The organism is Pseudomonas sp. E102, from assembly GCF_052660185.1.
Genome location: NZ_CP084025.1, coordinates 1,469,401 through 1,495,180 on the forward strand (window position 1 = coordinate 1,469,401; position 25,780 = coordinate 1,495,180).

Annotated in this window: 24 protein-coding genes; 7 read left to right on the plus strand and 17 right to left on the minus strand. The window is 62.1% G+C overall.

Annotated elements, in window-relative coordinates:
* Entirely contained in the window at positions 1–324 is a 324-nt protein-coding gene (locus DOCECA_RS06815; protein WP_420764479.1) for a protealysin inhibitor emfourin, read from the minus strand.
* The gene (locus tag DOCECA_RS06820) at positions 321–1,385 is read right to left on the minus strand and encodes a M4 family metallopeptidase (protein WP_420764478.1); all 1,065 of its coding nucleotides are present in this window, start codon (positions 1,383–1,385) and stop codon (positions 321–323) included. The genes DOCECA_RS06815 and DOCECA_RS06820 overlap by 4 nt, the downstream gene beginning before the upstream one ends.
* A 139-nt stretch (positions 1,386–1,524) precedes the next feature.
* Between DOCECA_RS06820 and DOCECA_RS06825 the strand changes: the two genes are divergently transcribed.
* Positions 1,525–1,866, plus strand: a complete 342-nt coding sequence (locus DOCECA_RS06825) for an FKBP-type peptidyl-prolyl cis-trans isomerase (RefSeq protein WP_445571644.1) — start codon at positions 1,525–1,527, stop codon at positions 1,864–1,866.
* A gap of 11 nt (positions 1,867–1,877) precedes the next feature.
* On the opposite strand, the gene DOCECA_RS06830 is transcribed toward DOCECA_RS06825, so the two are convergent.
* Entirely contained in the window at positions 1,878–2,999 is a 1,122-nt protein-coding gene (locus tag DOCECA_RS06830; protein ID WP_445571645.1) for a cytochrome P450, read from the minus strand.
* 80 nt (positions 3,000–3,079) lie between these two features.
* Between DOCECA_RS06830 and DOCECA_RS06835 the strand changes: the two genes are divergently transcribed.
* The gene (locus DOCECA_RS06835; protein ID WP_434650705.1) at positions 3,080–3,835 is read left to right on the plus strand and encodes an ArsR/SmtB family transcription factor; all 756 of its coding nucleotides are present in this window, start codon (positions 3,080–3,082) and stop codon (positions 3,833–3,835) included.
* 337 nt (positions 3,836–4,172) lie between these two features.
* Here DOCECA_RS06835 and DOCECA_RS06840 read toward each other — a convergent pair whose 3' ends face one another.
* Positions 4,173–4,967 carry an AraC family transcriptional regulator gene (locus DOCECA_RS06840; RefSeq protein ID WP_420764474.1) on the minus strand — a complete coding sequence of 265 codons (795 nt, stop codon included), beginning with the start codon at positions 4,965–4,967 and terminating at the stop codon, positions 4,173–4,175.
* 109 nt (positions 4,968–5,076) lie between these two features.
* Between DOCECA_RS06840 and DOCECA_RS06845 the strand changes: the two genes are divergently transcribed.
* Positions 5,077–6,006: a DMT family transporter gene (locus DOCECA_RS06845; RefSeq protein ID WP_434650707.1), complete on the plus strand. Its 930-nt coding sequence runs from the start codon at positions 5,077–5,079 to the stop codon at positions 6,004–6,006.
* An 88-nt stretch (positions 6,007–6,094) separates the two neighbouring features.
* Here DOCECA_RS06845 and DOCECA_RS06850 read toward each other — a convergent pair whose 3' ends face one another.
* The 5 genes from DOCECA_RS06850 to DOCECA_RS06870 form a co-directional block, all read right to left on the minus strand.
* Positions 6,095–7,114, minus strand: a complete 1,020-nt coding sequence (locus tag DOCECA_RS06850; RefSeq protein WP_445571646.1) for a branched-chain amino acid aminotransferase — start codon at positions 7,112–7,114, stop codon at positions 6,095–6,097.
* Positions 7,115–7,394: 280 nt separating this feature from the next.
* Entirely contained in the window at positions 7,395–8,777 is a 1,383-nt protein-coding gene (gene lpdA / locus DOCECA_RS06855; protein ID WP_434610882.1) for a dihydrolipoyl dehydrogenase, read from the minus strand.
* Between the two features lie 3 nt (positions 8,778–8,780).
* Positions 8,781–10,058, minus strand: coding sequence for a dihydrolipoamide acetyltransferase family protein (locus DOCECA_RS06860; RefSeq protein WP_434650711.1), 1,278 nt, complete (start codon positions 10,056–10,058; stop codon positions 8,781–8,783).
* Positions 10,059–11,117, minus strand: a complete 1,059-nt coding sequence (locus tag DOCECA_RS06865; RefSeq protein ID WP_305500321.1) for an alpha-ketoacid dehydrogenase subunit beta — start codon at positions 11,115–11,117, stop codon at positions 10,059–10,061.
* 1 nt (position 11,118) lies between these two features.
* Complete coding sequence (locus DOCECA_RS06870) at positions 11,119–12,354, minus strand: 3-methyl-2-oxobutanoate dehydrogenase (2-methylpropanoyl-transferring) subunit alpha (RefSeq protein ID WP_434610886.1); 1,236 nt, start codon at positions 12,352–12,354, stop codon at positions 11,119–11,121.
* Positions 12,355–12,548: 194 nt separating this feature from the next.
* Between DOCECA_RS06870 and bkdR the strand changes: the two genes are divergently transcribed.
* Positions 12,549–13,037 carry a Bkd operon transcriptional regulator BkdR gene (bkdR, locus tag DOCECA_RS06875; RefSeq protein WP_420764468.1) on the plus strand — a complete coding sequence of 163 codons (489 nt, stop codon included), beginning with the start codon at positions 12,549–12,551 and terminating at the stop codon, positions 13,035–13,037.
* A gap of 257 nt (positions 13,038–13,294) precedes the next feature.
* Here bkdR and DOCECA_RS06880 read toward each other — a convergent pair whose 3' ends face one another.
* Positions 13,295–14,158: an MBL fold metallo-hydrolase gene (locus DOCECA_RS06880; RefSeq protein WP_434650715.1), complete on the minus strand. Its 864-nt coding sequence runs from the start codon at positions 14,156–14,158 to the stop codon at positions 13,295–13,297.
* Positions 14,159–14,296: 138 nt separating this feature from the next.
* Between DOCECA_RS06880 and DOCECA_RS06885 the strand changes: the two genes are divergently transcribed.
* Complete coding sequence (locus DOCECA_RS06885) at positions 14,297–15,097, plus strand: sulfite exporter TauE/SafE family protein (RefSeq protein WP_434563549.1); 801 nt, start codon at positions 14,297–14,299, stop codon at positions 15,095–15,097.
* Between the two features lie 154 nt (positions 15,098–15,251).
* Here the strand turns inward: DOCECA_RS06885 and DOCECA_RS06890 are convergent, their stop codons facing one another.
* The 7 genes from DOCECA_RS06890 to DOCECA_RS06920 all read right to left on the minus strand — a co-directional run bounded on the left by DOCECA_RS06890 (position 15,252) and on the right by DOCECA_RS06920 (position 22,480).
* Positions 15,252–16,121 (minus strand): aldose 1-epimerase, encoded by an 870-nt coding sequence (locus DOCECA_RS06890; RefSeq protein WP_434650719.1) that lies wholly within the window; start codon positions 16,119–16,121, stop codon positions 15,252–15,254.
* A 199-nt stretch (positions 16,122–16,320) separates the two neighbouring features.
* The gene (locus DOCECA_RS06895) at positions 16,321–17,601 is read right to left on the minus strand and encodes a TRAP transporter large permease (RefSeq protein ID WP_420764464.1); all 1,281 of its coding nucleotides are present in this window, start codon (positions 17,599–17,601) and stop codon (positions 16,321–16,323) included.
* Positions 17,601–18,128, minus strand: coding sequence for a TRAP transporter small permease (locus DOCECA_RS06900; RefSeq protein ID WP_420764463.1), 528 nt, complete (start codon positions 18,126–18,128; stop codon positions 17,601–17,603). The genes DOCECA_RS06895 and DOCECA_RS06900 overlap by 1 nt, the downstream gene beginning before the upstream one ends.
* Before the next feature lie 76 nt (positions 18,129–18,204).
* Entirely contained in the window at positions 18,205–19,173 is a 969-nt protein-coding gene (locus tag DOCECA_RS06905) for a TRAP transporter substrate-binding protein (protein WP_420764462.1), read from the minus strand.
* A 56-nt stretch (positions 19,174–19,229) separates the two neighbouring features.
* Positions 19,230–20,135, minus strand: coding sequence for an SMP-30/gluconolactonase/LRE family protein (locus tag DOCECA_RS06910; RefSeq protein ID WP_420764461.1), 906 nt, complete (start codon positions 20,133–20,135; stop codon positions 19,230–19,232).
* 43 nt (positions 20,136–20,178) lie between these two features.
* A complete protein-coding gene (locus DOCECA_RS06915; RefSeq protein WP_420764460.1) occupies positions 20,179–20,997 on the minus strand; it encodes an NAD-dependent epimerase/dehydratase family protein in 819 nt (272 codons plus the stop codon).
* A 181-nt stretch (positions 20,998–21,178) separates the two neighbouring features.
* Positions 21,179–22,480, minus strand: a complete 1,302-nt coding sequence (locus DOCECA_RS06920) for an OprD family porin (RefSeq protein ID WP_445571647.1) — start codon at positions 22,478–22,480, stop codon at positions 21,179–21,181.
* 496 nt (positions 22,481–22,976) lie between these two features.
* Here DOCECA_RS06920 and DOCECA_RS06925 point away from each other — a divergent pair, with 496 nt between their 5' ends.
* Both DOCECA_RS06925 and DOCECA_RS06930 read left to right on the plus strand, forming a co-directional pair.
* Positions 22,977–24,638: an MFS transporter gene (locus DOCECA_RS06925; protein ID WP_434563555.1), complete on the plus strand. Its 1,662-nt coding sequence runs from the start codon at positions 22,977–22,979 to the stop codon at positions 24,636–24,638.
* Positions 24,635–25,777, plus strand: coding sequence for an HlyD family secretion protein (locus tag DOCECA_RS06930; protein WP_445571648.1), 1,143 nt, complete (start codon positions 24,635–24,637; stop codon positions 25,775–25,777). Before DOCECA_RS06925 ends, DOCECA_RS06930 begins: the two co-directional genes overlap by 4 nt.
* Positions 25,778–25,780: the final 3 nt, after the last annotated feature.

Below are 25,780 nucleotides of genomic sequence, written 5' to 3' on the forward strand. Positions count from 1 at the left end.
CTAAAGCACTTCGCCTTTATCCCACAGATGAACCAACTCGCCAGGTGCCCGGTCCTCGGGCACTTGCAGCACCATTTCGTCGTCCTGGTCGTTGGCCCGGTAACGCACCTCGATCTGGAAATAACGCTGGTCGCCGCGGCCAGGGGTGGAAGAGGTGAGCGGCAGGCACCCCTCCAGCACCGAGCAGATGCGCGTGCGTTGGTCGATGTCGCATTGGGCGAACTCGATTTCCCGGGGCCGGGTCAGGGCATGGATGGCTGCCACGCCGCCCTGGCGCGACAGCTTTACGACCGCTTTGTCATCAAGGTCTGGCAGGGTTTTCATCCGTTCTCCTCGTTCAGGTCGACACCCACCTGTGCCCAGCCGTCCTGGACGGCTTTGACTTCCCGTTCGCCGAAACGCTGGCGGGCGTGCTCAATGGTCAGGCGAGCAAACGCGCTGAAGGACGCGTCGTTGGCCAGTTGCCTGTCGCACAAGGTGTCATACCAGATTTTCCCGGCCTTTTCCCAAGCGAATCCGCCCAGCGCCGTCGCCACCAGATAAAAGGCCCGGTTGGGAATGCCGGAGTTGATGTGCACGCCGCCGTTGTCCTCGCGGGTGATGACGAACTCGCGCATGTGCGCCGGCTGGGGATCCTTGCCCAGCAGCGGGTCATCGTAAGCGGTGCCGGGGTTGGACATGCTGCGCAAACCATCACCGTTGATCTTGTCGGTGAGCAGGTCCGCGCCGATCAACCAGTCGGCCTGCTCGGCGGTCTGGCCCAGTACGAATTGCTTGACCAGTACCCCGAACACATCGGAAATCGATTCGTTCAATGCGCCGGACTGGTTGGCATAGATCAAGCCCGCTTCGCTTTCGGTGACGCCGTGGGCCAACTCGTGGGCCACGACGTCGAGGGAGCGGGTGAAGCGCTGGAAGATCTCGCCATCGCCGTCGCCGAACACCATCTGCGCGCCGTTCCAAAAGGCGTTTTCGTAGTCCTGGCCGTAATGCACGCTGCCGACCAGGGCAAACCCCTTGTTATCGATGGAGTCACGCTCCAGCACCCTCCAGAAAAAGTCATAGGTCGCGCCGAGGGCGTCGTACGCTTCGTCCACCGCCGGGTCGCCACTGGGCGATTGACCCTCCAGGCGCACCGGTTGGCCTGGCAGTTCCATGCCGTTCTGGGCGTCGTGGATGCTGCGCTGTGGTTGGCCGGCCTTGCCGGGCTTGGGCAGCTTGGCGGACGCGGGTGGGTTGCTGGGAGGGCCTGGGTTGTGGCGCAGGTTCTTGACATGAGTCAGGGTGCCGAGGGCGCTGGAACGCTGCTGCTCGGAGCCATGGGCGATAATGCGGTTGAGGATGTAAGGCGGAATGAAGCCGTGGAGCGGGCGTGAGTCGATCATCAGAAAATCCTTATCTGAAAGGCAGGGTCGATACCCATGTGAACCACAGTGGTTGTTGCGGTTCCCTTTGCCGCAAAAGGTTGCCTGTCGCGCAGATATCTGCGAAAACCCCGCGCCTGGATCACACGGGAATAACGCCATGAATGACGAGTTGCAAATCATCGACTTAAGAGAGGGCGACGGCAAAAGCGTAGTCAAAGGCGCGCTGATTACCACCCAATATCGCGGCACCCTCGAAGACGGTACAGAGTTCGATTCATCCCACAGTCGCGGCAAACCCTTCCAATGCGTGATCGGCACTGGCCGGGTCATCAAGGGCTGGGATATCGGATTGATGGGCATGAAGGTCGGCGGCAAGCGCAAACTCTGGGTACCGGCGCACCTGGCCTACGGTGAACGGTCCGTGGGCGCCCACATCAAGCCCAACGCCAATCTCAGCTTTGAAATCGAGTTGCTGGAAGTCCTGACGCGGGACGATTGAGACGCCTTCGTTCATGACCGGTCGCTGAACAGCGGGATCCGTCCGTTGGTCGAGGGGCGGTAGTGCCAGGCCAGTTGATCCAGGCACGGCGTGCGTTCCAGGATTGCCTCCAGGGATGCGCGGGCGATGTCCATCGCCAGGGCCTGGCCTGGACATTCGTGGCGGCCGCTGCCGAAGCTGAAACTGCGCCGATTCGGGCGATCCAACAGCAGGGTGTCGGGCGCTGGGTTGAGCTGCGGGTCGCGGTTGGCCGCGGCTAGCAGCACCAGGACTGCGTCTCCCTGGGACAGCGCAGCGCCAAGGATCTCGCAGGGCGCGGCGATGAAACGTCGGGTGTTCTGCACGGCTGGGTCGAAACGTTGGACTTCGGCCAATAATGAGTTGATCTGCGTGGGGTCGTCCCGGAGCACTTGATGTAGCGCGGGATCACGGATCAACGCCAACAATGCGTTACCGATCAGGCCTGCGGTGGCCTCATGGGTTTGCGAAAGCAAGCCGATCAGGTTGGCGGTCCGGCTGTCTGGGTCGGCGTCTTCGAAGCCCTGGCAGATGCCGTTCAATAACTGACTGTCTCGCGCGACGATCCGCTCCTGGAAAAGCCTTGCCAGTTGCTCGCTGGCCCGGTGGGCGACCTCCAGTTGTGGAGCTTGGCTCAGGGGCGACAGGCAGGCGACGAAATCACCCGTCAGCTCGCTGATCAGGTGACTGTCCGTCGGATTGAAACCCAGCAGTTGCGCCACCACGCTGACCGGGCCGCTGAACTGCGCCTGGCGCACGCCTTCGGCGCCATGTCTGAGCAAGCGCGCCTTCACCGGCGCCTCGACCTGGCGGGGATCGATGTCCTGCAACCTCGGCGCGATGGCCGCCCTCGGGCAGCGTTGTCGTTCACCTTCGTTCATCCGCATCAGGCGCCCGAACACTCGGCCGGCAGGCCCCTCGGCAATCGCCTTCGGCACCGGCTCGTGGGCGGGGCGCACGTGGCAGTCGGGATGATGCAAGACCGCGCACACCGCTTCGGCGCTGCTAGCGACCCAGATATTCAAGTGTGGGTCGAAGTCCAGCCCGCCGTTGGCGCGAAGGGTCGAATAATATGGGTAGGGATCGGCGTGTGTCGCGGCGGTGATCGGGTCCATGATGGTTGCCTCGTTCGTGCGGGGAGAGTGCTGCTACTATCTCCAGTCGACGCATGGCTTGATTCGTCCGGGAGCGAAATATGAACGCAGAGCAACACGATGTGGGCGTGTCCCAGGTGGCCGCGGCCATTGCCGAACCGGCCCGCACTCGAATGCTCTGCGCGCTGATGGACGGCCACGCCCGCACCAGCACGGAGTTGGCAAGCATCGCCGATGTCAGTGCCTCCACCGCCAGCGCCCACCTGGCGAAGCTCAAGGAGTCGGCGCTGGTGCGCTTGCATGTGCAGGGCCGTCATCGTTATTACAGCCTCGCCGACAAACGCGTGGCCGCTGCCCTCGAGGCGTTGATGGTGATCGGCCAGGACGCCGCGCCGACCTTCACCCCACGTACGCCGGATCGCCTGCAGTTTGCTCGCACCTGTTACGACCATATGGCGGGCACCCTAGCGGTGCGGCTGCACGACCGCTTGCTCGAAGCCGGATGGCTGGTCGAGGTGGACGGCCAAGGGTATCGGCTGAGTGAAACGGGTGAGGCGCTGTTCGAAGGCTTGGGTATCGATGTGCAGGCATTGACGGCCCAACGACGCCGTTTCGCCTGCCCATGCCTGGACTGGAGCATGCGCCGGCCGCACCTGGGCGGTGCCTTGGGGGCGGCGTTGCTGCAACTGGCGATCAAGCGCAAATGGCTGGTCCAGGACCTGGACAGCCGGGCGCTGGGGTTGACGGCCAGCGGTCGCAAGGAAATGGCAGGGCGGTTTGGGATCGATGCGGAATTCGATGCCATATCGACTGGCGCCATCGCGAGCAGGCTCGCTCCCACAATGGATTTGCGCTGAGCACAACACTCAAGACCACCCGAGATCAACTGTGGGAGCGGGCTCGCCCGCGATGACGGCGTCACATTCAATCCTTGTGCAAGCTGACCCACCGCCATCGCGAGCAAGCTCGCTCCCACAGTGGATTTGCGCTGAACACAACACTCAAGACCACCCGAGATCAACTGTGGGAGCGGGCTCGCCCGCGATGACGGCGTCACATTCAATCCTTGTGCAAGCTGACCCACCGCCATCGCGAGCAGGCTCGCTCCCACGATGGACTTGCGTTGAACACAACACTCAAGACCATCCGAGATTTCCTGTGGGAGCGAGCCTGCTCGCGAAGGCGGCCGCTCATTCATGCAGTCATATGGCGGCGCCGATATTCATCCGGCGTGGTGCCCATCATTTTGCGGAACATGCTGATGAACGCCGAGGCGCTGCTGTAGCCCAGGTCCAGGCCAATGGTTTCCACGCTCTGACCACGTTCGAGCAGGGCCAGGGCCTCGATGACTTTCAGGCGCTGGCGCCATTCCACCAAGGACATGCCCAGGTCCCGCTGGGCCCGGCGCATCAGTGTGCGCTCGGTGGTGTTGGCGGCGCGAGCCAGTTGCGGCAAGGAGCGCGGGTCGCTGGGATTGGCCTCCAAGGCCCGCAACACCGGACCCAGCAGCGGATCATCCGAAGAGGGCAGGTAACTGCCGACGTGGGGCGCCTGCGTCAGCTTGTCCACCAGCACTTGCAACAAGCGCTGCTGTTCGGGCGTCTGTGGCTGGCTCGGCGGGTCGCTGCGCAGTTCTTCCAGCAACGCGCGGATCAGCGGGCTCAGGGTCAGCGCGCAGGGGACGGCTGGCAGCGCACCGCACAGCTCGGCCGCCAGGTACAACGAGCAATGGCAGGCTTCATGCCGATTGAAGCCCACGTGTTCCATGTCCGGCGGCAGCCAGATGCCGTATTGCGGGGGCGCCAGGTAATGGTGCTGGGCGATCTCGATTTCCATCACACCGCTGTAGGAATAGACGAACTCTCCCCAGGCATGCCGGTGCCGGGGATACGTGGCGTGGGCCGGCATGCAGGCGCTGCGGAAGAAAATCGCCGAGGGTAGCGCCGCGTCGAACGGAGGAATCTTCAAGTGTTGGGCTGGAGGCTGCATATCGACCGCAATGGCGGATTACCGGGATGGCTTGTCGGGTAATCACTATATCCAGCAAAGCTGTCAGGCCGACAATCCTTTCATCTCTTTTTTGCCCGAGGACCTTTCCATGACCACCCGCCGTGCCCTGGATGGTCAGGTCATCGCCCTGATGACCGGCCTCTGTGCCATCTGGGGTTTCCAGCAAGTCGCGATCAAGGCCGGCGCCGCCGATATGGCGCCGATGTTGCAACTGGGGGTGCGCTCGGCCATCGCCGCGGTACTGGTCTGGCTGTTGGTGCTGGCGCGCGGTAAACGCCTGTCCCTGACCGACGGCAGTTGGCGCCCGGGCCTGTTGGTGGGGTTGTTGTTCGCCCTGGAGTTCGTGATGGTGGGTGAGGGCCTGCGCCACACGACGGCTTCGCACATGGTGATTTTCCTCTACACCGCACCGATGTTCGCCGCCCTCGGTTTGCACTGGAAGTTGCCAAGCGAGCGTCTCAAACCGGCGCAATGGCTAGGCATCACCGTTGCCTTCGGCGGCATTGTGGTCGCCTTCAGCGGCGGTTCGGGCGCGGCGAACGGCAGTTCGTTGCTCGGCGATGGCATGGGCTTGCTGGCCGGCGCGCTGTGGGGCGCGACCACCGTGACGGTACGCTGTTCGCGGCTGACGGACCTGCCGGCCAGCCAGACGCTGCTGTACCAGTTGGTGGGCGCCGGGGTGCTGCTGATCGGCATGTCGGCAGCGCTGGGGCAAACGACAATCAACCCCACGCCATCTCTTATTGCGAGCATGGCGTTCCAGGTGTTGCTGGTGTCCTTCGCCAGCTTCCTGATCTGGTTTTCCCTGCTACGCCGGTATCTGGCGTCGCAATTGGGGGTGCTGTCGTTCATGACGCCTCTGTTCGGCATCGGGTTTGGCGTCTGGTTGCTGGATGAGCCGCTGGAGCCGAATTTTATCGTTGGCGCTGCGCTGGTTTTGAGTGGGATCTTGCTGGTAAGCGGTTACGGTTGGTTTCGCCAGCGTTGGGGGCGATCGCCGGTATTGCGGCAAGAGTAACTGAACGCAGATGCATAAAAGCCCACCCTTGCTATGACAGGGGTGGGCTTTTTTACTGAAAAAATTCAGCTGACCAGAGGGGCTTGGATCAAACCTTGACGATCCAACCCGCGGGCGCTTCCACGTCGCCGGTCTGCACGCCGGTCAGCTCTTTGTAGAGCTTCTGAGTGATCGGGCCGACTTCGGTTTCGCTGTGGAACACGTGCAGCTTGTCCTTGTAGCTGATGCCGCCAATCGGCGTGATCACCGCAGCGGTACCGCAGGCGCCGGCTTCCTTGAAATCCGAGAGCTTGTCGATGAACACGTCGCCTTCGATCACTTCCAGGCCCAGGCGCGATTTCGCCAGTTCGATCAGCGACAGGCGGGTGATGCCCGGCAGGACCGAAGGGGAGTTGGGGGTGATGAATTTGTTGTCGTGGGTAATGCCAAAAAAGTTGGCCGAGCCGACTTCTTCGATTTTCGAATGGGTCAGCGGATCCAGATAGATGCAGTCGGCGAAGCTGGCCTTCTTGGCCTGGGAACCGGGCATCAGGCTCGCGGCGTAGTTGCCGCCGACCTTGGCCGCGCCGGTGCCCTGTGGGGCTGCACGGTCGAAGCTGGAGATCAGGAAGTTGTGCGGGGTCAGGCCGCCCTTGAAGTAGGCGCCGACCGGGATGCAGAAGATCGAGAAGATGAACTCGGGCGCGGTGCGCACGCCGATGTTGTCACCCACGCCGATCACGAACGGGCGCAGGTACAGCGCGCCGCCAGTGCCGTACGGCGGGATGAAGCGCTCGTTGGCGCGGACCACTTGCTTGCAGGCTTCTACGAACTGCTCGGTGTCGACATGCGGCATCAGCAGGCGGGCGCAGCTGCGCTGCATGCGGGCGGCGTTCTGGTCCGGACGGAACAGGTTGATCGAACCGTCCTTGCAGCGATAGGCCTTCAAGCCTTCGAAGCATTGCTGACCGTAGTGCAGGGCGGTGGAGCCCTCGCTGATGTGCAGTACGTTGTCTTCGGTCAGGGTGCCCGCGTCCCAGGCGCCATCGCGCCAATGCGACAGGTAGCGCTTGTCGGTCTTGATGTATTCAAAGCCCAGTTTGTCCCAATTGATGCTCTCGTTACCCATGACACCCTCTATTTCCTGACAACCGTCGAAACGGTTCAAGGCTTCTGACGTTTTGAATGGGGACAACAATACTTCATTCCGGGGGTGTTTCGCAGCTTGCTCGATGAGGAGCAGGAGATATTTCCAGCCGACTCCCCCGTGGCGAGGGAGCTTGCTCCCGCTCGGCTGCGAAGCAGTCGTAACCCGTTAGACGCGGTGTGACTGAATAAACCCGTCGCCAGATTCAGGGCCGCTTCGCGGCCCAGCGGGAGCAAGCTCCCTCGCCACGGGATAACTGCCGTTAACAATGCAACGCATGCCCCAACGCCCGCAACGCCGCTTCCTGCACCGCTTCGCCCAGCGTCGGATGGGCGTGGATAGTGCCGGCGATATCTTCCAGGCGCGCGCCCATTTCCAGGGACTGGCCGAACGCGGTGGACAGCTCCGACACCCCCACGCCAACCGCTTGCCAGCCGACGATCAAGTGATTGTCCCGGCGCGCCACGACGCGCACGAAACCGCTTTTCGATTCCAAGGTCATCGCCCGGCCGTTGGCGGCAAAGGGGAAGCTCGACACGATGCAATCGAGCCCGGCAGCCTTGGCCTCGTCCGGCGTCTTGCCTACTACGACCACTTCCGGATCGGTGAAGCACACCGCCGCGATGGCGGTCGGGTTGAACTCGCGATGCTCACCGGCGATCAGCTCGGCGACCATCTCGCCCTGAGCCATGGCCCGGTGGGCGAGCATCGGTTCGCCGCTCAGGTCGCCGATGGCCCAGACGTTGCGCATGCTGGTCTGGCAATGGTTGTCGATCTTCACCGCCGAGCCGTTCATCGCCAGGTCCAGGGCTTCAAGGTTCCAGCCTTGGGTGTTGGGTTTGCGTCCAACCGCCACCAGCACCCGGTCAGTGTCCAGGTTTAACGTGTCGCCGTTGGGATCACGCACCTGCAAAGTGCTGCCCTGGGCATCGAAACCTTCGACGCTGTGCTTGAGGTACAGCTTCACGCCCAACTGCTTGAGCGCCTCGTGTACCGGTTGGGTCAGTTCGCCGTCGTAGGCCGGCAGGATCCGCTCCTGGGCCTCGACCACGCTGACTTGCGCGCCGAGCTTGCGATAGGCGATGCCCAGCTCCAGGCCGATATAACCACCGCCGACCACTACCAGGTGCTTGGGCACCGAGGTGGGGGCGAGGGCTTCAGTGGACGAGATGATCGGCCCTCCAATCGGCAGCATGGGCAGTTCTACGCTTTTCGAGCCGGTAGCCAGCAGCAGGTGCTCGCACTGGATGCGCGTGTCGCCGACCTCAACGGTCTTGCCGTCGATGACCCTGGCCCAGCCGTGGATGACCTGGACCTTGTTCTTCTTCAGCAACGCGGCGACACCAGTGGTCAGGCGGTCGACAATGCCGTCCTTCCATTCCACGCTCTTGCCGATGTCAAGGGTTGGCGCCGACACTGTGATACCCAAGGCCGAGCCCTGGCTGTGGTGGTGAGTCTGGTGAAACTGCTCGGCCACATGGATCAATGCCTTGGACGGGATACAGCCGATGTTCAGGCAGGTACCGCCCAACGCCTGGCCTTCCACCAGGATCGTTTCAATGCCCAGCTGGCCGGCGCGAATCGCCGCCACGTAGCCGCCGGGACCGCCGCCGATGATCAATAGCTTGGTGTTCAAAGTCTGCATCGCCTACTCCACAAACAGGGTGGCAGGTTGTTCGAGCAAGCCGCGCAGGGCCTGGATGAATTGCGCCGCGTCCATGCCGTCGACCACCCGGTGATCGAAGGAACTGGAGAGGTTCATCATCTTGCGGACCACGATCTGCCCCTTGATCACCACAGGCCGCTCGACGATCTTGTTCACGCCGACGATCGCCACTTCCGGCAGGTTCAGCACCGGTGTGCTGACGATGCCGCCGAGCGCGCCGAGGCTGGTCAGGGTGATGGTCGAGCCGGACAGCTCATCGCGACCGGCCTTGCCATTGCGGGCGGCCGTGGCCAGGCGCGAGATCTCCGCCGCGCTGTCCCACAGGCTGCGGGCTTCGGCGTGACGCACCACGGGCACCATCAGGCCGACATCGCTCTGGGTCGCAACGCCGACATGCACTGCGCCGCAGCGATGGATGACCTGGGCTTCGTCGTCATAACGGGCGTTCATCTGCGGGAAGTCTCGCAGGGCCACGACCAACGCGCGAACGAGGAAGGGGAGCAAGGTCAGCTTGCCGCGACTGGCGCCGTGTTTTTCGTTCAGGTGAACCCGCAGCTCTTCCAGCGCGGTGACGTCGATTTCCTCGACGTAGCTGAAATGGGCGGCGCGTTGAGTTGCTTCCTGCATGCGCTGGGCAATCTTGCGGCGCATGCCGATCACCGGGATCTGCTGCTCGTCATGGCGTTCGGCGTAACCCGAACCGCCCTTGGCCTGGGTCGACGGCCCCTGGGCCAGATAGGCTTCCAGGTCTTCATGCAAAATACGCCCGGCAGGGCCGCTGCCCTGGACCAGGCGCAGCTGGATACCGAGGTCCAATGCGTGCTTGCGCACGGCCGGCGAGGCCAGTGGACGCTCGTCGGGGTCACGTGCCACGGGGGCTTGCGGGATGCAGCGGGGTGCGGCGGTTTTTGCCATCACCGGTTCAGGCGTTGCCACTGGCGCTGGCTTCGGTGCTTGCGCAGCAGCAGCCGCAACCGGAGCCGGAGCCGGTTGCGAGGACTCCTTCAGGTTGCCCGCACCTTCCACTTCAATGCGGATCAGCTCGCTGCCCACCGCCATGACTTCACCCGGCTCGCCACCCAGGGCGATGACCCGGCCATGCACTGGCGAGGGGATATCCACCATCGCTTTGTCGGTCATGACGTCGGCCAGTACCTGGTCCTCGACGACCATGTCGCCCACCTTGACGTGCCACACCGACAACTCAACTTCCGCGATGCCTTCGCCGATGTCCGGCATCTTGATAACGTGCGTGCCCATTCAGACCTCCATGACCCGTTTCAACGCCGCGCCCACACGGGACGGCCCAGGGAAATACGCCCACTCCTGCGCATGCGGGTAGGGGGTGTCCCAACCGGTGACACGCTCGATGGGCGCTTCCAGGTGGTGGAAGCAGTGTTCCTGCACCAGCGAGACCAGCTCGGCGCCGAAACCGCAGGTGCGGGTGGCTTCGTGGACAACCACGCAACGGCCGGTTTTCTTCACCGATTTGACAATGGTGTCCAGGTCCAGCGGCCAGAGGCTGCGCAGGTCGATGACTTCCGCGTCGATGCCGGTCTCTTCGGCCGCCACTTGGGAGACATAGACCGTGGTGCCGTAGGTGAGCACCGTGACGTCCTTGCCCGGACGGGTGATGGCGGCGACGTCCAGTGGCACGGTGTAGTAACCGTCCGGCACTTGCGCCTGCGGATGCTTGGACCATGGCGTTACAGGGCGGTCATGGTGGCCGTCGAACGGGCCGTTATACAGGCGCTTGGGTTCGAGGAAGATCACCGGGTCATCGTTCTCGATGGAGGCGATCAGCAGACCCTTGGCGTCGTAGGGGTTGGACGGCATGACGGTGCGCAGGCCACAGACCTGGGTGAACATCGCCTCGATGCTCTGGCTGTGGGTCTGGCCGCCATAGATCCCGCCGCCGCAGGGCATGCGCAGGGTCATCGGCGCGGTGAACTCGCCGGCCGAGCGATAGCGCAGGCGCGCCGCTTCGGAAATGATCTGGTCCGACGCCGGGTAGACGTAGTCGGCGAACTGGATCTCGGCCACCGGCCGCAGCCCATAGGCGCCCATGCCCACCGCCACGCCGACGATGCCGCTTTCGGAAATCGGTGCGTCGAACACCCGTGAAGTGCCGTACTTGTTCTGCAGGCCTTCGGTGCAGCGGAACACGCCGCCGAAGTAGCCCACGTCCTGGCCGAACACCACGACGTTGTCGTCGCGTTCGAGCATCACGTCCATGGCCGAGCGCAGAGCCTGGATCATGGTCATGGTGGTAGTGGTCATGGCGGTGTCCAACGCAATATTGTTGTTGTGATCGTTCATGTCAGATCCCCAACTGCTGACGCTGGCGCTTCAAGTGCTCCGGCATCTCTTTGTAGACGTCTTCGAACATGGTCGCGGCGCTTGGAATCTGCCCGCCGGCGAGGGTGCCGTACTGCTCGGCTTCTTTCTGCGCGGCGATCACCTCGGCTTCGAGTTCGGCGGTGACCGCCGCGTGCTCTTCTTCGGACCACTGGCCGATCTTCACCATGTGCTGCTTGAGGCGGGCGATTGGATCGCCCAGCGGGAAATGGCTCCAGTCATCGGCGGGGCGGTATTTGGAAGGATCGTCGGAAGTGGAGTGCGGGCCGGCGCGGTAGGTGACCCATTCGATCAGCGCCGGGCCGAGGTTGCGGCGGGCGCGTTCGGCGGCCCAGCGCGAAGCGGCGTAGACCGCCATGAAATCGTTGCCATCGACGCGAAGGGAGGCGATGCCGCAGCCGACGCCGCGCCCGGCGAAGGTGGTGGCTTCACCGCCGGCAATGGCCTGGAAGGTGGAAATCGCCCACTGGTTGTTGACCACGTTGAGAATCACCGGGGCGCGGTAGACGTGGGCGAAGGTCAGGGCGGTGTGGAAGTCCGATTCGGCGGTGGCGCCGTCACCGATCCAGGCCGAGGCGATCTTGGTATCGCCCTTGATCGCCGAAGCCATGCCCCAGCCCACGCCCTGGATGAATTGCGTGGCGAGGTTACCGGAAATGGTGAAGAAGCCGGCGTCCTTGACCGAATACATGATCGGCAATTGCCGGCCTTTGAGCGGGTCGCGCTCGTTGGACAGCAGTTGGCAGATCAGGTCCACCAGCGGCACTTCCCGGGCCATCAGGATGCTTTGCTGGCGGTAGGTGGGGAAGCACATGTCGTCAATGTTCAATGCCAAGGCCTGGGCGCTGCCGATGGCTTCTTCGCCAAGGCTTTGCATGTAGAACGACATTTTTTTCTGGCGCTGGGCGACGACCATGCGGTTGTCGTAGATGCGCGTCTTGAGCATGGCCCGCATGCCCTTGCGCAGGATCTCGACGGGGATGTCCGCAGCCCACTCGCCCAAGGCATTGCCCTGGTCATCGAGCACGCGGATCAGGCTGCGGGCCAGGTCAGCGGTGTCGGCGGGTTCGACGTCGATGGGAGGTTTGCGCACCGTGCCGGCATCGGACAGATGCAGATAGGAAAAGTCGGTCTTGCAGCCGGGACGGCCCGAGGGTTCTGGGACGTGCAGGCGTAGCGGTTCGTACGCTGGGTTCATGGCTTTCTACGCTCGATCTTGTGAATTTCTTGTAGTGGGCGCGCTAGCTGACGAATTTCCCTGGGTAGGTGGGAAATTGTCCTACAACAATCATAGGCTCGACGAAGAAGAATATTTTTCTCTGTTGCCTTGCTGTTGAGATCATTTGCAGATAAAAAATCTGCACAACGATAAAAAACAGGAAATTTTGCCTCATGCGCAAATTGGATCGCACCGATATCGGCATTCTGAACAGCCTTCAGGACAACGCCCGGATCACCAACGCCGATCTCGCTCGCTCGGTCAATCTGTCACCGACGCCATGCTTCAACCGCGTCCGAGCCATGGAAGAGCTGGGGGTGATCCGCGAGCAGGTCACGCTGCTGGACGCCGACTTGCTGGGGTTGCACGTCAACGTGTTTATCCATGTCAGCCTGGAGAAGCAGGTGGAAGAGGCGTTGCAGCACTTCGAGGAAGCGATCTCCGACCGGCCGGAGGTCATGGAGTGCTACCTGATGGCCGGCGATCCTGATTACCTGATCCGTGTGTTGGTGCCGACCATTCAGTCGCTGGAGCGGTTCATGATGGACTTTTTGACCAAGGTCCCGGGCGTGGCGAACATCCGCTCGAGCTTTGCGCTCAAGCAGGTGCGCTACAAGACTGCGTTGCCGTTGCCGGCCAATGGGTTGACCTTGGGTACCTGAAAATCAAAGGATCGCAGTCTTCGGCAGCTCCTACAGGGGAGTTGTGGGTTTCTGACGGCTCATTGTTGCCTGACCCACCGCCATCGCGAGCAAGCTCGCTCCCACATCGGATTGTACTGTTGGTCGAGTTCTGCGATCACCGCTGAACCCTGTGGGAGCGAGCCTGCTCGCGATGGCGTCGGCATATTCAGCTCTGATGTAAGCAGACCCACCGCTATCGCGAGCAGGCTCGCTCCCACATTGGATAGGTGGCGACCTTAGAGCTGGTTGATCGGAATCTTCAGGTAGGTCACGCCATTGCCCTCGGCCGGCGGCAGGTGGCCGGCTCGCACATTCACCTGGATCGCCGGCAACAGCAACGTTGGCATGCCTAATGTCTTGTCGCGCTGGGTACGCATGGCCACGAACGCGGCTTCATCAATCCCATCGCGGACATGAATATTGTGCTGGCGTTGTTCACCCACGGTACTTACGCACTGGGGCTCGCGTTCCTCCGGTGGATAGTCATGACACACATACAGCCGCACGCCCGCCGGGAAGGCCAACAGCTTGCGGATCGAGGCGTAAAGCTGACGGGCATTGCCGCCCGGGAAGTCGCAACGGGCGGTGCCCACGTCGGGCATGAACAGCGTGTCGCCCACCAGGATCACGTCGCCATCGATCAGGTAGGCCATGTCCGCCGGGGTGTGGCCAGGCACGTGCAGGGCGGTGGCCTTGAGATTGCCGATCAGGAAGGACTCGTCGGCCGCGAACAGGTGGTCGAACTGCGAACCGTCGACGGCGAAGTGTGGTTCCAGGTTGAACAGGGCCTTGAACACGTCCTGCACCTGGCCGATGGATTCGCCGATGGCAATCTTGCCGCCCAGTTCCCGGCGCAGATAAGGCGCGGCGGACAGGTGATCAGCATGGGCATGGGTTTCCAACAGCCATTGCACCGTCAATTGATGTTCGCGCACATAAGCGATCACTCGATCAGCCTGTGCGGTACCGCTGCGGCCCGATGCCGGATCGTAGTCGAGCACCGGGTCGACCACCGCGCATTGCCCGCCGTCGTGTTCGTAAACCACGTAGGTGTAGGTCTTTGAAGCGGGATCGAGGAAGCTTTGGATCTGCGCGGGCATGGCAGCGGACCTGTGCAAGAAGAAGCGGTTGCAATGCGCAAGATTTACGACATATGGTCCGCAGCTTAAGTGAGGGCCACCGCGTCCTGCAAATGCGATCACGCCTGACAACAGACGTGCGCGGCTTGAGAGACCCCTATGTTACTGGCAAGTTTTTTCGGTGTGGTGATGGGCCTGGTTCTTGGCCTGACGGGGGCGGGCGGAGGTATCCTGGCCGTCCCGGCCCTGGTGTTGGGCCTGGGCTGGAGCATGACCCAGGCCGCGCCGGTGGCACTGTTCGCGGTGGGCAGCGCGGCGGCGGTGGGCGCCATCGATGGCTTGCGCCATGGCCTGGTGCGTTACCGCGCGGCGCTGTTAATCGCCTTGCTGGGCGCTGTGTTCTCGCCAGTGGGCATTTACTTCGCCCACCAGCTTTCGGAAAAAATCCTGATGGTCCTGTTCAGCCTGCTGATGGTGCTGGTGGCGGCGCGCATGCTGCGCCGGGAAACCTCGCAGCCGGGCCCCAGCGATCACGGCGCGGCCAGCTGGGGCCAAAAGAATTGCATGCTCGATCGCCAGACCGGGCGGCTGGCCTGGACACCGCGCTGCACCGCCACGCTGTCGGCATTGGGCGCGGTCACGGGAATGGTCTCAGGTTTGCTGGGCGTGGGCGGCGGTTTCTTGATCGTGCCGGCATTCAAGCAACTTACCGACGTGCAGATGCGCGGCATCGTCGCCACATCCTTGATGGTCATCAGCCTGGTTTCGTTGATTGGCGTGGTCGGCGCGTTTCATGCCGGGGTGAGCATCGACCGGGTTGGGGCGGCGTTCATTGCGGCGAGTATCGTCGGGATGATCCTGGGGCGACGGTTCTGCGCGAAGGTACCGGCGCGGGCGTTGCAGGTGGGGTTTGCCGGGGTTTGCCTGGGGGTGGCAGTGTTCATGCTGGTGCGGGCGTAGCGATCTGGTCAGGGGGGCTTTTGTGGCGAGGGAGCTTGCTCCCGCTGGACCGGTCCGACGTCTCGGGCGCAGCAGGCCCATACGGTCTTGAGCCAGGGCGTCTGCTTCGCAGCCGAGCGGGAGCAAGCTCCCTCGCCACGGGGATCGGCGCGCCTTACAACTCTCGGCACTGCATCGAAAACCCCAACGCCACCGATTGCCCTTGCTCCAGCAGACGCAGCCCCGGCCGTCCTGGCAGGTGATGGGCATTGACCGGGTGACTTACCGGTTCGATGCAGAAAAAATCCAGCCCCACGGGGCAGTACAGCAGGAAGTAATCGCTGCCGCTGGCGCGGCATTCCAGTTCATAACCCAGGTCTGGTTGCTGGATCAGGCACTGGCCATCCCAACCACCGAAGCCGTTGTCGACGAGGGTATCCGGCAGTAACCGTGCGTGTTGGAAATCCCACTCCGAGGGAACATCCTTCAGTTCCGTTGGCAGTTTCGTGGTGTCGCACATCCAGACTTCGCTGGCGCGGGTTTGCAGGCGGGTATCGGCTGTGCGCGGGAAATACGGATGCAAACCCAACCCGTGCCAGGCGGCCTGTTCGGCCATGTGTGTGACGTGCAGCGCCATCTGCAATTGGCCGCCACTGAGGCGGATCCGCAAGCTGGCGCAATAGGCAAACGGGGTTTGGCAGTCGAGTTGCAACAAAACTTCCCCGGCACTCTGTTCGGCGACTTGCCAAGGTTGCTGCCAGGCACTGCCATGGATCGGAAATGGATCGTTGGGGCTGTTGGCTTCCAGGGCGAGCCAGCCGCCGGGGCAATCGAAACCGCCATGGGCGATTCGGTTCGACCACGGGATCAACGGGAAGCAGCCGAGCTTGCCTGGCAGGCCATTTTCCAGCGCTTGTGGCGCGGGTGGGCGTAGGAGGGGAGCGCCGGTGCTGCGCAAGGTCCATTCAACGAGGCTGGCGCCCAGGTGTGGGGCCAGGGTGAGGCGGGTCAGTTCGTCTTCGAGGTGGAGGAGTGGTGGTGTCATGGCGGCGTCTGATGGGTTGGCAAAGCTGGAGGGGAATACGCCCAAGTGTGGCGAGGGGATTTATCCCCGCTGGGCTGCGAAGCAGCCCTAAAGGCTTCAATCTCGGTGTATCAGACAAATCGAGATGGCTGGTTTTGGGGCCGCTGCGCAGCCCAGCGGGGATAAATCCCCTCGCCACAAGGGGACCTATTGTTTTCTGTTACAACACCAAATGTGGCAACCACAGCGAAATGGCGGGCACGTACGTCACCAGCAGCAGAACCAGGAACAGCATGCCGTAGAACGGCAGCAGGGCCTTGACGGTGCTTTCGATGCTGACCTTGCCGATGGCGGAGCCGACGAACAGCACCGCGCCCACCGGCGGCGTGATCAGGCCGATACCCAGGTTCACCAGCATGATCATGCCGAACTGCACCGGGTCCACGCCGATGCCGACGATGACTGGCATCAGGATTGGCGTGAGGATCAGGATCAGCGGTGCCATGTCCATCACGGTGCCCAACAGCAGCAACATCACGTTGATGCACATCAGGATCACGTAGCGGTTATCCGACAGCGTCAGGAACGCGGTGGTGATCTTCGCCGGGATTTCCATCAGCGTCATGATGTAGCCGAAGCTGGCGGCGAAGCCGATCAGGATCATCACAATGGAAATGGTGCGCACCGTACGGTGCATCAGTTTCGGCAACTCGCTCCACTTGTAGTCGCGATAGATGCACATGGTCACGAAGAACGCCCACACCACGGCGATGGCGGCCGATTCAGTGGCAGTGAACACACCCGAGAGAATGCCGCCCAGGATGATGAACAACGTCATCATGCCCCACATGGCTTCCTTGCAAATCTTCAGCGCTTCTTTGAGCGGAATAACCTCGCCCTTGGGGTAATTGCGCTTTTTCGCGAAGACCAGGCACAGCGCCATCAGGCAGAGGTTCATCATGATGCCGGGGACGATGCCGGCCATGAACAGCGAACCAATGGAGACGGTGCCGCCAGCGGCGAGAGAGTACAGCACTGCGTTGTGGCTTGGCGGTGTCAGCAGCGCTTGTACCGAACCACTGACGGTGACGGCGGTGGCGTAATCACGCGGATAGCCCCTGCGTGTCATTTCCGGGATCAGTACCGAACCGACCGAGGCGGTGTCAGCCACCGAGGAACCGGAGATCGCGCCAAAGAAACTCGAGGCCACGAGGTTGACCAGGGACAGGCCACCACGGACGAAACCTACGAGCACGCTGGCGAAGGCCACCAGCCGGCGAGACATGCCGCCCTCGGCCATGATCGCGCCGGCCAGGACGAAGAACGGAATGGCCAGCAGCGAGAATTTGTTCACGCCGCCCGTGATCTGAATCATCATGGCCTGGAACGGAATGTCGATCCACCATGCCCCGATCAGGGCGGCGGCGCCCAGCGCGTAGGCGACCGGCATGCCGATCAGGATCAATACCAAAAAACTGCCCAGCAGAATCAGAGCGTCCATTAAGCGGCACCTTCGTTTTCTTCTACCAGGTCGAACTGCACGACCCGACGCTGGCTTTGATCACCCAGCAAGAGTTTTTCCAGGACAAAAATCAGGGTCAGGAACCCACCGATCGGGATCGGCATGTAAGTGATGCCGACTCGCAGGGTAGGGATGGCGCTCATGAACTGGTTCCAAGTGGTCATGCACAGCTTGGCACCCCAGATGGTCATGAAAATGCACACCGCTGCCATCATCAACTGGGTGAACACCGAAGCCACGTTTTGCCAGTGCTGGGGCAGGCGGCTGGTGACCATGTCCACAGCCATGTGCGACCCGGAGCGGTAGCTGGCGGCGGCGCCGATGAAGGTGAAGACGATCATCAGCAAGATCGCGGTGGGCTCCGGCCAGCTTGAGCCGGTGCCAAGGACGTAGCGGGCGAACACGCCCCAAGGGATCATCAGCGCAACGGCAAGGACAGAGAGGCCGGCCACCCAGATGCAAGTCATGTAAATCTTGTCGTTGATACGCAGCAGCAAATTCTTCATCGGGTTCCACCGTTACCGGGCGCGCCTTCTAACCGCAGGCGCGCCCAGCCGTTTCATGAGTACAGATTAAGAGGTCTTACTGGACAGCTTCGATGCGCTTGATCAGGTCGGCGTACGGTGCACCGTATTTGGCTCGGACCGGCGCGGTGGCGTCGTAGAAGGGTTTCTTGTCGACGGTGATGAACTCGACGCCGGCTTTCTTGAGTTTTTCTTCACTGGCGGCCGATTTCTCGTCCCACAACTTGCGCTCTTCAGCCTGGGCAGCCTTGGCCGCTTTTTTCACCATGTCCTGCTGCTCTGGGGTGAGCTTGTTCCAGGTGATTTTCGACATCACGATCGGCTCAGGCAGGATCAGGTGCCCGGTCAAGCTGTAGAACTTGGCGTTCTGGTAGTGGTTGTGCTCGAGCATGGTCGGCGGGTTGTTTTCCGCGCCGTCGATCACGCCAGTCTGCAACGCGCTGAAGATCTCGCCAGTGTCCATCGCGATACCGTTGCCGCCCATGGCGTTCATCATTTCAATGAACATAGGGTTGCCTTGGACGCGGATTTTCATGCCCTTGAGGTCTTCCGGCGTGCGCACGGGCTTCTTGGTGTAGAGGTTGCGCGTGCCGCCGTCCATCCAGGCCAGGGCCACCAGGCCGAATTCGGAGTTGGTGATCCGGTCCAGGATCGCATCGCCGACCTCACCGTCGATCACGGCGCGCATGTGCGCCTGGTCGCGGAAGATGAATGGCATGTTGAAGACGTTCACGTCCGGCACCACGGGGCCGACGATGCCCAGGCTGACGCGGGACATCTGGATTGCGCCGGCTTGCATCTGCTCGATCACTTCTTTTTCAGAGCCCAGTACGCCCCCCGGGAAGTACTTGAACTTCAGTTCGCCTTTGCTCTCCTTTTCCAGGGTTTTACCCATGGATTCCTCGGCGACCACGGTTGGGTAGCCCTTGGGGTGGATGTCGGCGATCTTGATGTCCAGAGCCTGCGCCGCCTGTGCCAGGAAGGCCAGGGGCAAGGCCGCGATCAGAAGTGTACGTTTGAAATTCATGGTCAATCTCCAGTGTTGTTGTTTTTATGTCTATCGATGTGAAGCGGCAAAGCAGATCAGTTCGCGGAGTGTTTCCATCCTCCGAAAGCAGGTTCAGCGAGACCCTTGACGCCGGGGTTCAGCGCGAACACGCCACCGGCCAGGGATTGCGGATCGTTGTCGTCTCCAGGACGGATCGAGGTCACGAAAAGGGTGTCCAGCTGGCTGCCGCCAAAGGCGCACATGGTCGGTTTTTTCACCGGCACTTCCAGGGAGCGGTCGAGACGTCCATCCGGCGTAAAGCGATGGATCAAGCCGGCGTCGTTGGCGCAGATCCAATAGCAACCATCGGCGTCGACTGCCGCGCCGTCCGGGCGACCGGCCAGGGGCATCATGTCGACGAACAGGCGGCGGTTGGATGGGGTGCCGCTGTCGATGTCGTAGTCGAAGGCCCAGATCTGCTGGATCAGCGGGTGTGAATCGGACAGGTACATCGTCCGGCCGTCGGGGCTGAAGCCCAGACCATTGGGCACGATGAAACCACTCAGTTGCGCCTCGACCGGGCTGCGTTGTCCGGCTTCATAACGGTACATCTTGCCTTCATCCGCATTGGCGCCCATGTTCAGCACCATGCTGCCGGCCCAGAAACGGCCCTGGCGGTCGCAACGGCCATCGTTGAGGCGCATGTCGGTGCGGCTGTGCTCGACGTTTGCACAGAGCTCGCTGTCCAGGCTGCCGTCGTCATGTGGATGCAGGCGGAAGAAACCGCTTTCCATCCCCGCGATCCAGCCACCGTCCTGGTGACGGGCAATGCAGGCGAGCATTTCGGGGGCTTCCCAGCTCTGGATCTTTGCGCTGCTGGCGCTCCAGCGCTGCAGGCCGCCGCTGGGGATGTTCACCCAATACAAGGCGTTTTCCTCGGGCACCCACACAGGGCTTTCCCCGACGGCGTTGCGTGCGTCGACAATCAATTCGGCTTGCATGGTGATTCCTTGGTTCGTTTGTATCCCACGGACAACAGGCGGATCAGTCGAACGGGCCGGCGGCCACAAAGGCGCCACCTTGGTAGACCATGGCCGGATCATCGGCGGCCGGCATCGGTTGCGCTTCGACCTTGGCGCGGAAGATTTCCGAGGTGTCCTTGGGCTTGTAGCCCAGGTGCGCGGCGTGGCTGTTGTCCCACCAGACGTCACGGTTGGCGGAGACGCCATAGACGATGGTGTGGTCGACTTTGGGTGTGTAGAGCGAGCATTCGATCAGTTGGGTGAGGTCGTCGAAGCTCAGCCAGGTGCTCATCATCCGGCGGTTCTGCGGTTCCGGGAACGACGAGCCGATGCGGATGCTGACGGTTTCGATGCCGTAGCGATCGAAGTAGAAATTGGCGACGTCTTCGCCGTAGGACTTGGACAGGCCGTAGTAGCCATCCGGACGGCGAGCGCAGTGGGCGTCGAGGGTTTCGTCTTGTTTGTAGAAACCGATGACGTGGTTGGAACTGGCGAAAATCACGCGTTTGACACCGTGCTTACGCGCGGCTTCGTAGATGTGGAACACGCCGCTGATGTTGGCGCCGAGGATCTCTTCGAATGGACGCTCAACCGATACACCACCGAAATGCAGGATGGCATCGACACCTTCAACCAGTTGATGCACGGCCTGCTTATCCGACAGGTCGCACGGCACCACTTCCTCGCTTTCATCGATGGCCGGGGCCATGTTGGCAATGTCAGACAGGCGAATGTGGCGGGCATAAGGCTTGAGGCGTTCGCGCAAGACTTTGCCAAGGCCGCCGGCGGCGCCGGTCAACAGCAGGCGATTGAAGGGATGGCGAATCTGTGTGGTGGTCATGGCATTACCTGAGCAAACAGTGAGAGGTACAGTTGTTATAAGTTGTCGTACGACCGAGAGGGAATATCCTTATCCTTCCGCTACCTTGTCAACGTTTGATCGACGAACCGCTCTGGGTCGGCATCCTTGCCGGGGCTCGCCATGGCGCTGGCAGGCGTTCATGGCAAGTGTTCCATGGGTCTTACAGGAGCGAAATCGGATAGCTGATGAAGATACGGTTCTCGTCGAATTCGTTGGTGCTGAAGTCGCGACGAATCGATGCGTTACGCCATTTCACGTTGAGACTCTTGAGTGCGCCGCTCTGCACCGTGTAGGCCAGCTCACTTTCCCTGCCCCATTCCTTACCGTCGTCGACCGTGGCGGTGTGAACGTTGTCACCGCTGATGTAGCGGTTCATCAGGGTCAGGCCCGGCACGCCGACGGCGGCGAAGTTGAAGTCGTGGCGCAGTTGCCAGGATTTTTCCTTGGCGTTGTCGTAGCTGGAGTTGTAGCTGTCGTTCGCCAGGGTGCCGCCGCTGGTGCCGTTGACGCGCATCCAGGCATCGTCGCCGCCGACTTTCTGCAGGCCGACGTAGAAGGTGTTGCCGCCGTATTTGGCGGAAAGCATGGCGAAGGCGGTTTTGTTGTCAAGGTCGCCGGCCAGTGCGCTGCCGTCTTCCTTGCCGGTGAAGTAACCGAGGTTGGCGCCCAGGGTCCAGTCGCCGATCGGCTGGCTGTGGGTCAGGTTGAAATATTGCTGTTGGTAGATGTCGGACAGTTCCGCGTACCAGACGCCGACCTGGGTGCGTTTTTCGTTGAAGGCGTATTCGCCGCCACCGAAGTTGAAACGGTCGGAGGTGAATGCACCGCGGCCGTTCATCGACATGTCTTCCATGCTCGCGTCGTTACGCGGGCTGTTGGCGCGGAACTGGCCGCCGTAGAGGCTCAGGCCGTTGATCTCGGTGGAGGTCACCTGGCCGCCACGGAAGGTTTGCGGCAGGGAACGGCCATCGTCGGAACGCAGGATCGGCAACACTGGCATCCACTCGCCGACTTTCAATTCGGTCTTCGAGACCTTGGCCTTCAGGGCCACGCCCAGGCGACCGAAGTCATCGGCCGGGCGGCCGTCGTCGTGCACCGGCAGCAGCTGGGTGCCGGCCGTGCCACGACCGCCGTCGAGCTTGACCGAGTACAGGCCCAGCACGTCTACGCCGAAACCGACGGTGCCCTGGGTGAAGCCGGACTTGGCGTCGAGGATGAAGCTCTGGGTCCATTCCTCGGCTTTGCCCTGGGTGGCGTTGTCGTTGACGAAGTTGCGGTTGAAATAGGCGTTACGCAGGTTCAGCGTGGCTTTGGCATCATCGACAAAGCCTTCGGCACCAGCGGTCATGGGCATGAACAGCGCCAGACCGGTGCAGCCGAGCAGTGACAGCGCGGGCGTGGATTTGAGAAGGGTACGGCGGCTGGGGCGGTTACTGGACGAAAAACGGGCACGAGTGCTCACTCTGACGCTCCTACTTTTTGTTGTTTTTATTTGTCATACGTCGTCGTACAACATGGAGCGGATTATTTGTGGAGCGTTCCTCGTTGTCAACTGGCCATTACCGCAAATTTTCATCGAGAATGATCCGGCCATGGGCTATTTCAACGCTTTCGCCTAACAAAACGCAGGCAAGCGGGCCGTTGCGGCAAGGAAAAACGGTGCCCCCAGGATAGCGACGAGCGGCGCAGGTCATGCGATGACCGGCGTAAGACATTAGTCGAATGGCCTCGAAAAAAGCAGTGGGTGGCGAGGGAGATTGCTCCCGCCGGGCTGCACAGCAGCCCCATCCCAGGCGACTCTCTACGGCGTATTCCGTTTACAGGGGAGGCTGCTGCGCAGCCAGCGGGAGCAAGCTCCCTCGCCACGCAAAAGCCCCGGGCACTTCTTGCACCTTCCCATCGTCGAACGGGAATTGACCCGTGGCAAACGAGCCGACATGTCCCTGCAAGGTCTCTGAATGGATCAATACACCCCACGCGCCTGGGAGCCCCACGAAAGGCCGACGCTGCCAGGCTCCCCGTCGACGCCACTGCATCCCACGCCCAAACGGCTCGCCTTTGCGCTGGTGGGCGTGCTGGTGGCGTTGACCGGGGGGTTGGGCAATTCGCTGGTGATCGCCAACTTGCCTTACTTGCAAGGGGCCCTCGGCGCCACCACCGCCGAGATGGCCTGGTTGCCCGCCGCCTACGTCATGACCAACGTCTCCATGAACCTGCTGCTGGTGAAGTTTCGCCAGCAGTTCGGCTTGCGCGCGTTCACTGAGGTGTTCCTGGCGCTGTACGCCCTAGTGACGTTCGGTCATCTGTTCGTCAACGACCTGAACTCGGCGATTGCCGTGCGGGCGGCCCATGGCATGGTCGGCGCTGCCCTCAGCTCCTTGGGCCTGTATTACATGGTCCAGGCTTTCCCGGCGAAGTGGCGGCTCAAGGCGCTAGTGCTGGGCCTGGGGACTTCGCAGCTGGCCTTGCCGATGGCCCGGTTGTTCTCCGAAGACCTGTTGCAAATTGCCGAGTGGCGGGGCCTCTACCTGTTCGAACTGGGGATGGCACTGCTCTCGTTGGGTTGCGTGCTGCTGCTCAAGTTGCCACCGGGCGACCGCTTCAAGACGTTTGAAAAACTCGATTTCCTGACCTTCACGGTGCTTGCCAGCGGCGTCGCCTTGTTGTGCGCGGTGCTGTCGTTGGGGCGCATCGATTGGTGGCTGGAGGCGCCATGGATCGGCGTGGCCTCGGCGCTGTCCATCGTGTTGATCCTGGCGGGCCTGGCGATCGAGCATAACCGCAGCAACCCGATGCTGATGACGCGCTGGCTGGGCAGTGGGGTGATGATCCGCCTGGCCCTGGCGGTGATCCTGATTCGCATGGTGACTTCGGAACAATCCACTGGAGCGGTGGGGTTTCTGCAAGCGCTGAACATGAGCAGCCAACAGATGCACAGCCTTTATGTGGTGATGCTGGTCGGCAGCATCGCCGGGCTGGTGACCAGTGCCTTGACGATCAACCCGGCGCACCTGTTCATGCCCCTGATCATCTCCCTCGCGTTGATGGCGACAGGTTCGGTCATGGACAGCTACTCGAACAACCTGAGCCGCCCGCAAAACATGTATTTCAGTCAGTTTCTGCTGGCGTTTGGCAGTACGTTTTTCCTGGGGCCGACGATGATTCTCGGCGTGCGCAATGTACTGACCAACCCGCGCAATCTGGTGAGTTTTTCCGTGTTGTTCGGGATTTGCCAGAACCTCGGTGGCCTGGTGGGGGCCGCGGTGCTCGGTACCTTCCAAGTGGTGCGCGAGAAATTTCATTCCAGCCACCTCGTGGAAAACATCAACCTGTTCGACCCTCGCGTGGCCGCGCGGGTGGACAGCGGTGGCTCGGCGGTGGGTTCGCTGATCGCCGATCCGGGCCTGCGGCACCTGCAAGGCATTCGCAGCCTTGCCGCGGCCGCCACCCGCGAAGCCAACGTGCTGGCCTACAACGATGTGTTCATGCTGATCGCGGTGATCGCCGTGCTGACCATGATCTGGATCTCCCTCCGCGCCCTGTGGCTGATGACTACCACCCAGCACGTCGCCACAGCGCCTGCCCCTTCGACACAACCAAGCGGTGCCACTTCTTCATGACCGAGCCGACCTCCACGACCACCAACGCCATCGCCGATACGCCTGAGGACCAGGCGCCACCCGCCGTTCCAGCGACAAAACCGCGTTCCCTGCGGATAAGAGTTCTTTCATCCCTGGGGTTCGCGGCGGTGGCGATTGTCGGTGTGCTGGTGGTGCTTTATGCCTGGCAATTGCCGCCGTTCGGTAGCGCCGTGGAAACCACAGAAAATGCCTTGGTGCGCGGGCAAGTGACGATCATCGGGCCGCAGTTGAGCGGCTACGTGCATGAAGTGCCGGTGCAGGATTTTCAGTTCGTGAAGGCTGGCGATCTGTTGGTGCGCCTCGACGACCGCATCTATCGACAACGTCTCGACCAGGCACTGGCGGAACTGGCCGTGCAGCAAGCGGCCCTCGCCAACGTCGTGCAGCAACGCAACAGCGCCGAAGCCACCATCAAGCTGCGCCAGGCCGCGCTGGCGGACAGCCAGGCCCAGGCACGAAAAAACGCCGCCGACCTGCGCCGCAACGAGGAACTGATCAAAGACGGTTCGGTGTCCCAGCGTAAGCTGGACCTGAGCCGCGCGGCCAGCGCACAAACCCAAGCCGCCGTGGCGCAAGCCCAGGCCAGCCTGGAAATCGCCCGCCAGGATTTGCAAACGGTGGTCGTCAACCGTGGCTCCCTCGAAGCCGCCGTCGCCAGTGCCGAGGCGACGGTGCAACTGGCGCGCATCGATCTGTCCAACACCCGAGTCGTCGCGCCCCGGGACGGTCGGTTGGGGCAGATCGGCGTACGCCTCGGGGCCTACGTCAACTCCGGTGCACAGCTGATGGCCCTGGTCCCGAACCAGAAATGGGTGATCGCCAACCTCAAGGAAACCCAGATGGATAAGGTGCGTGTTGGCCAGCCGGCAAGTTTCACCGTGGATGCCCTCGGCCATCGCCGATTCCATGGGCATGTCGAACGGATCTCCCCGGCCACCGGTTCTGAGTTCAGCCTGTTGCAGGCCGACAACGCCACGGGCAACTTCGTCAAGATCGCCCAGCGCGTGCCGGTTCGCATCACAGTCGATCCAGGCCAGCCGGAAAGCGAACGCCTGCGGCCGGGAATGTCGGTGGTGGTGAGTATCGATACGGCGGGTAATGCAGAAAAAACAGAATAATTG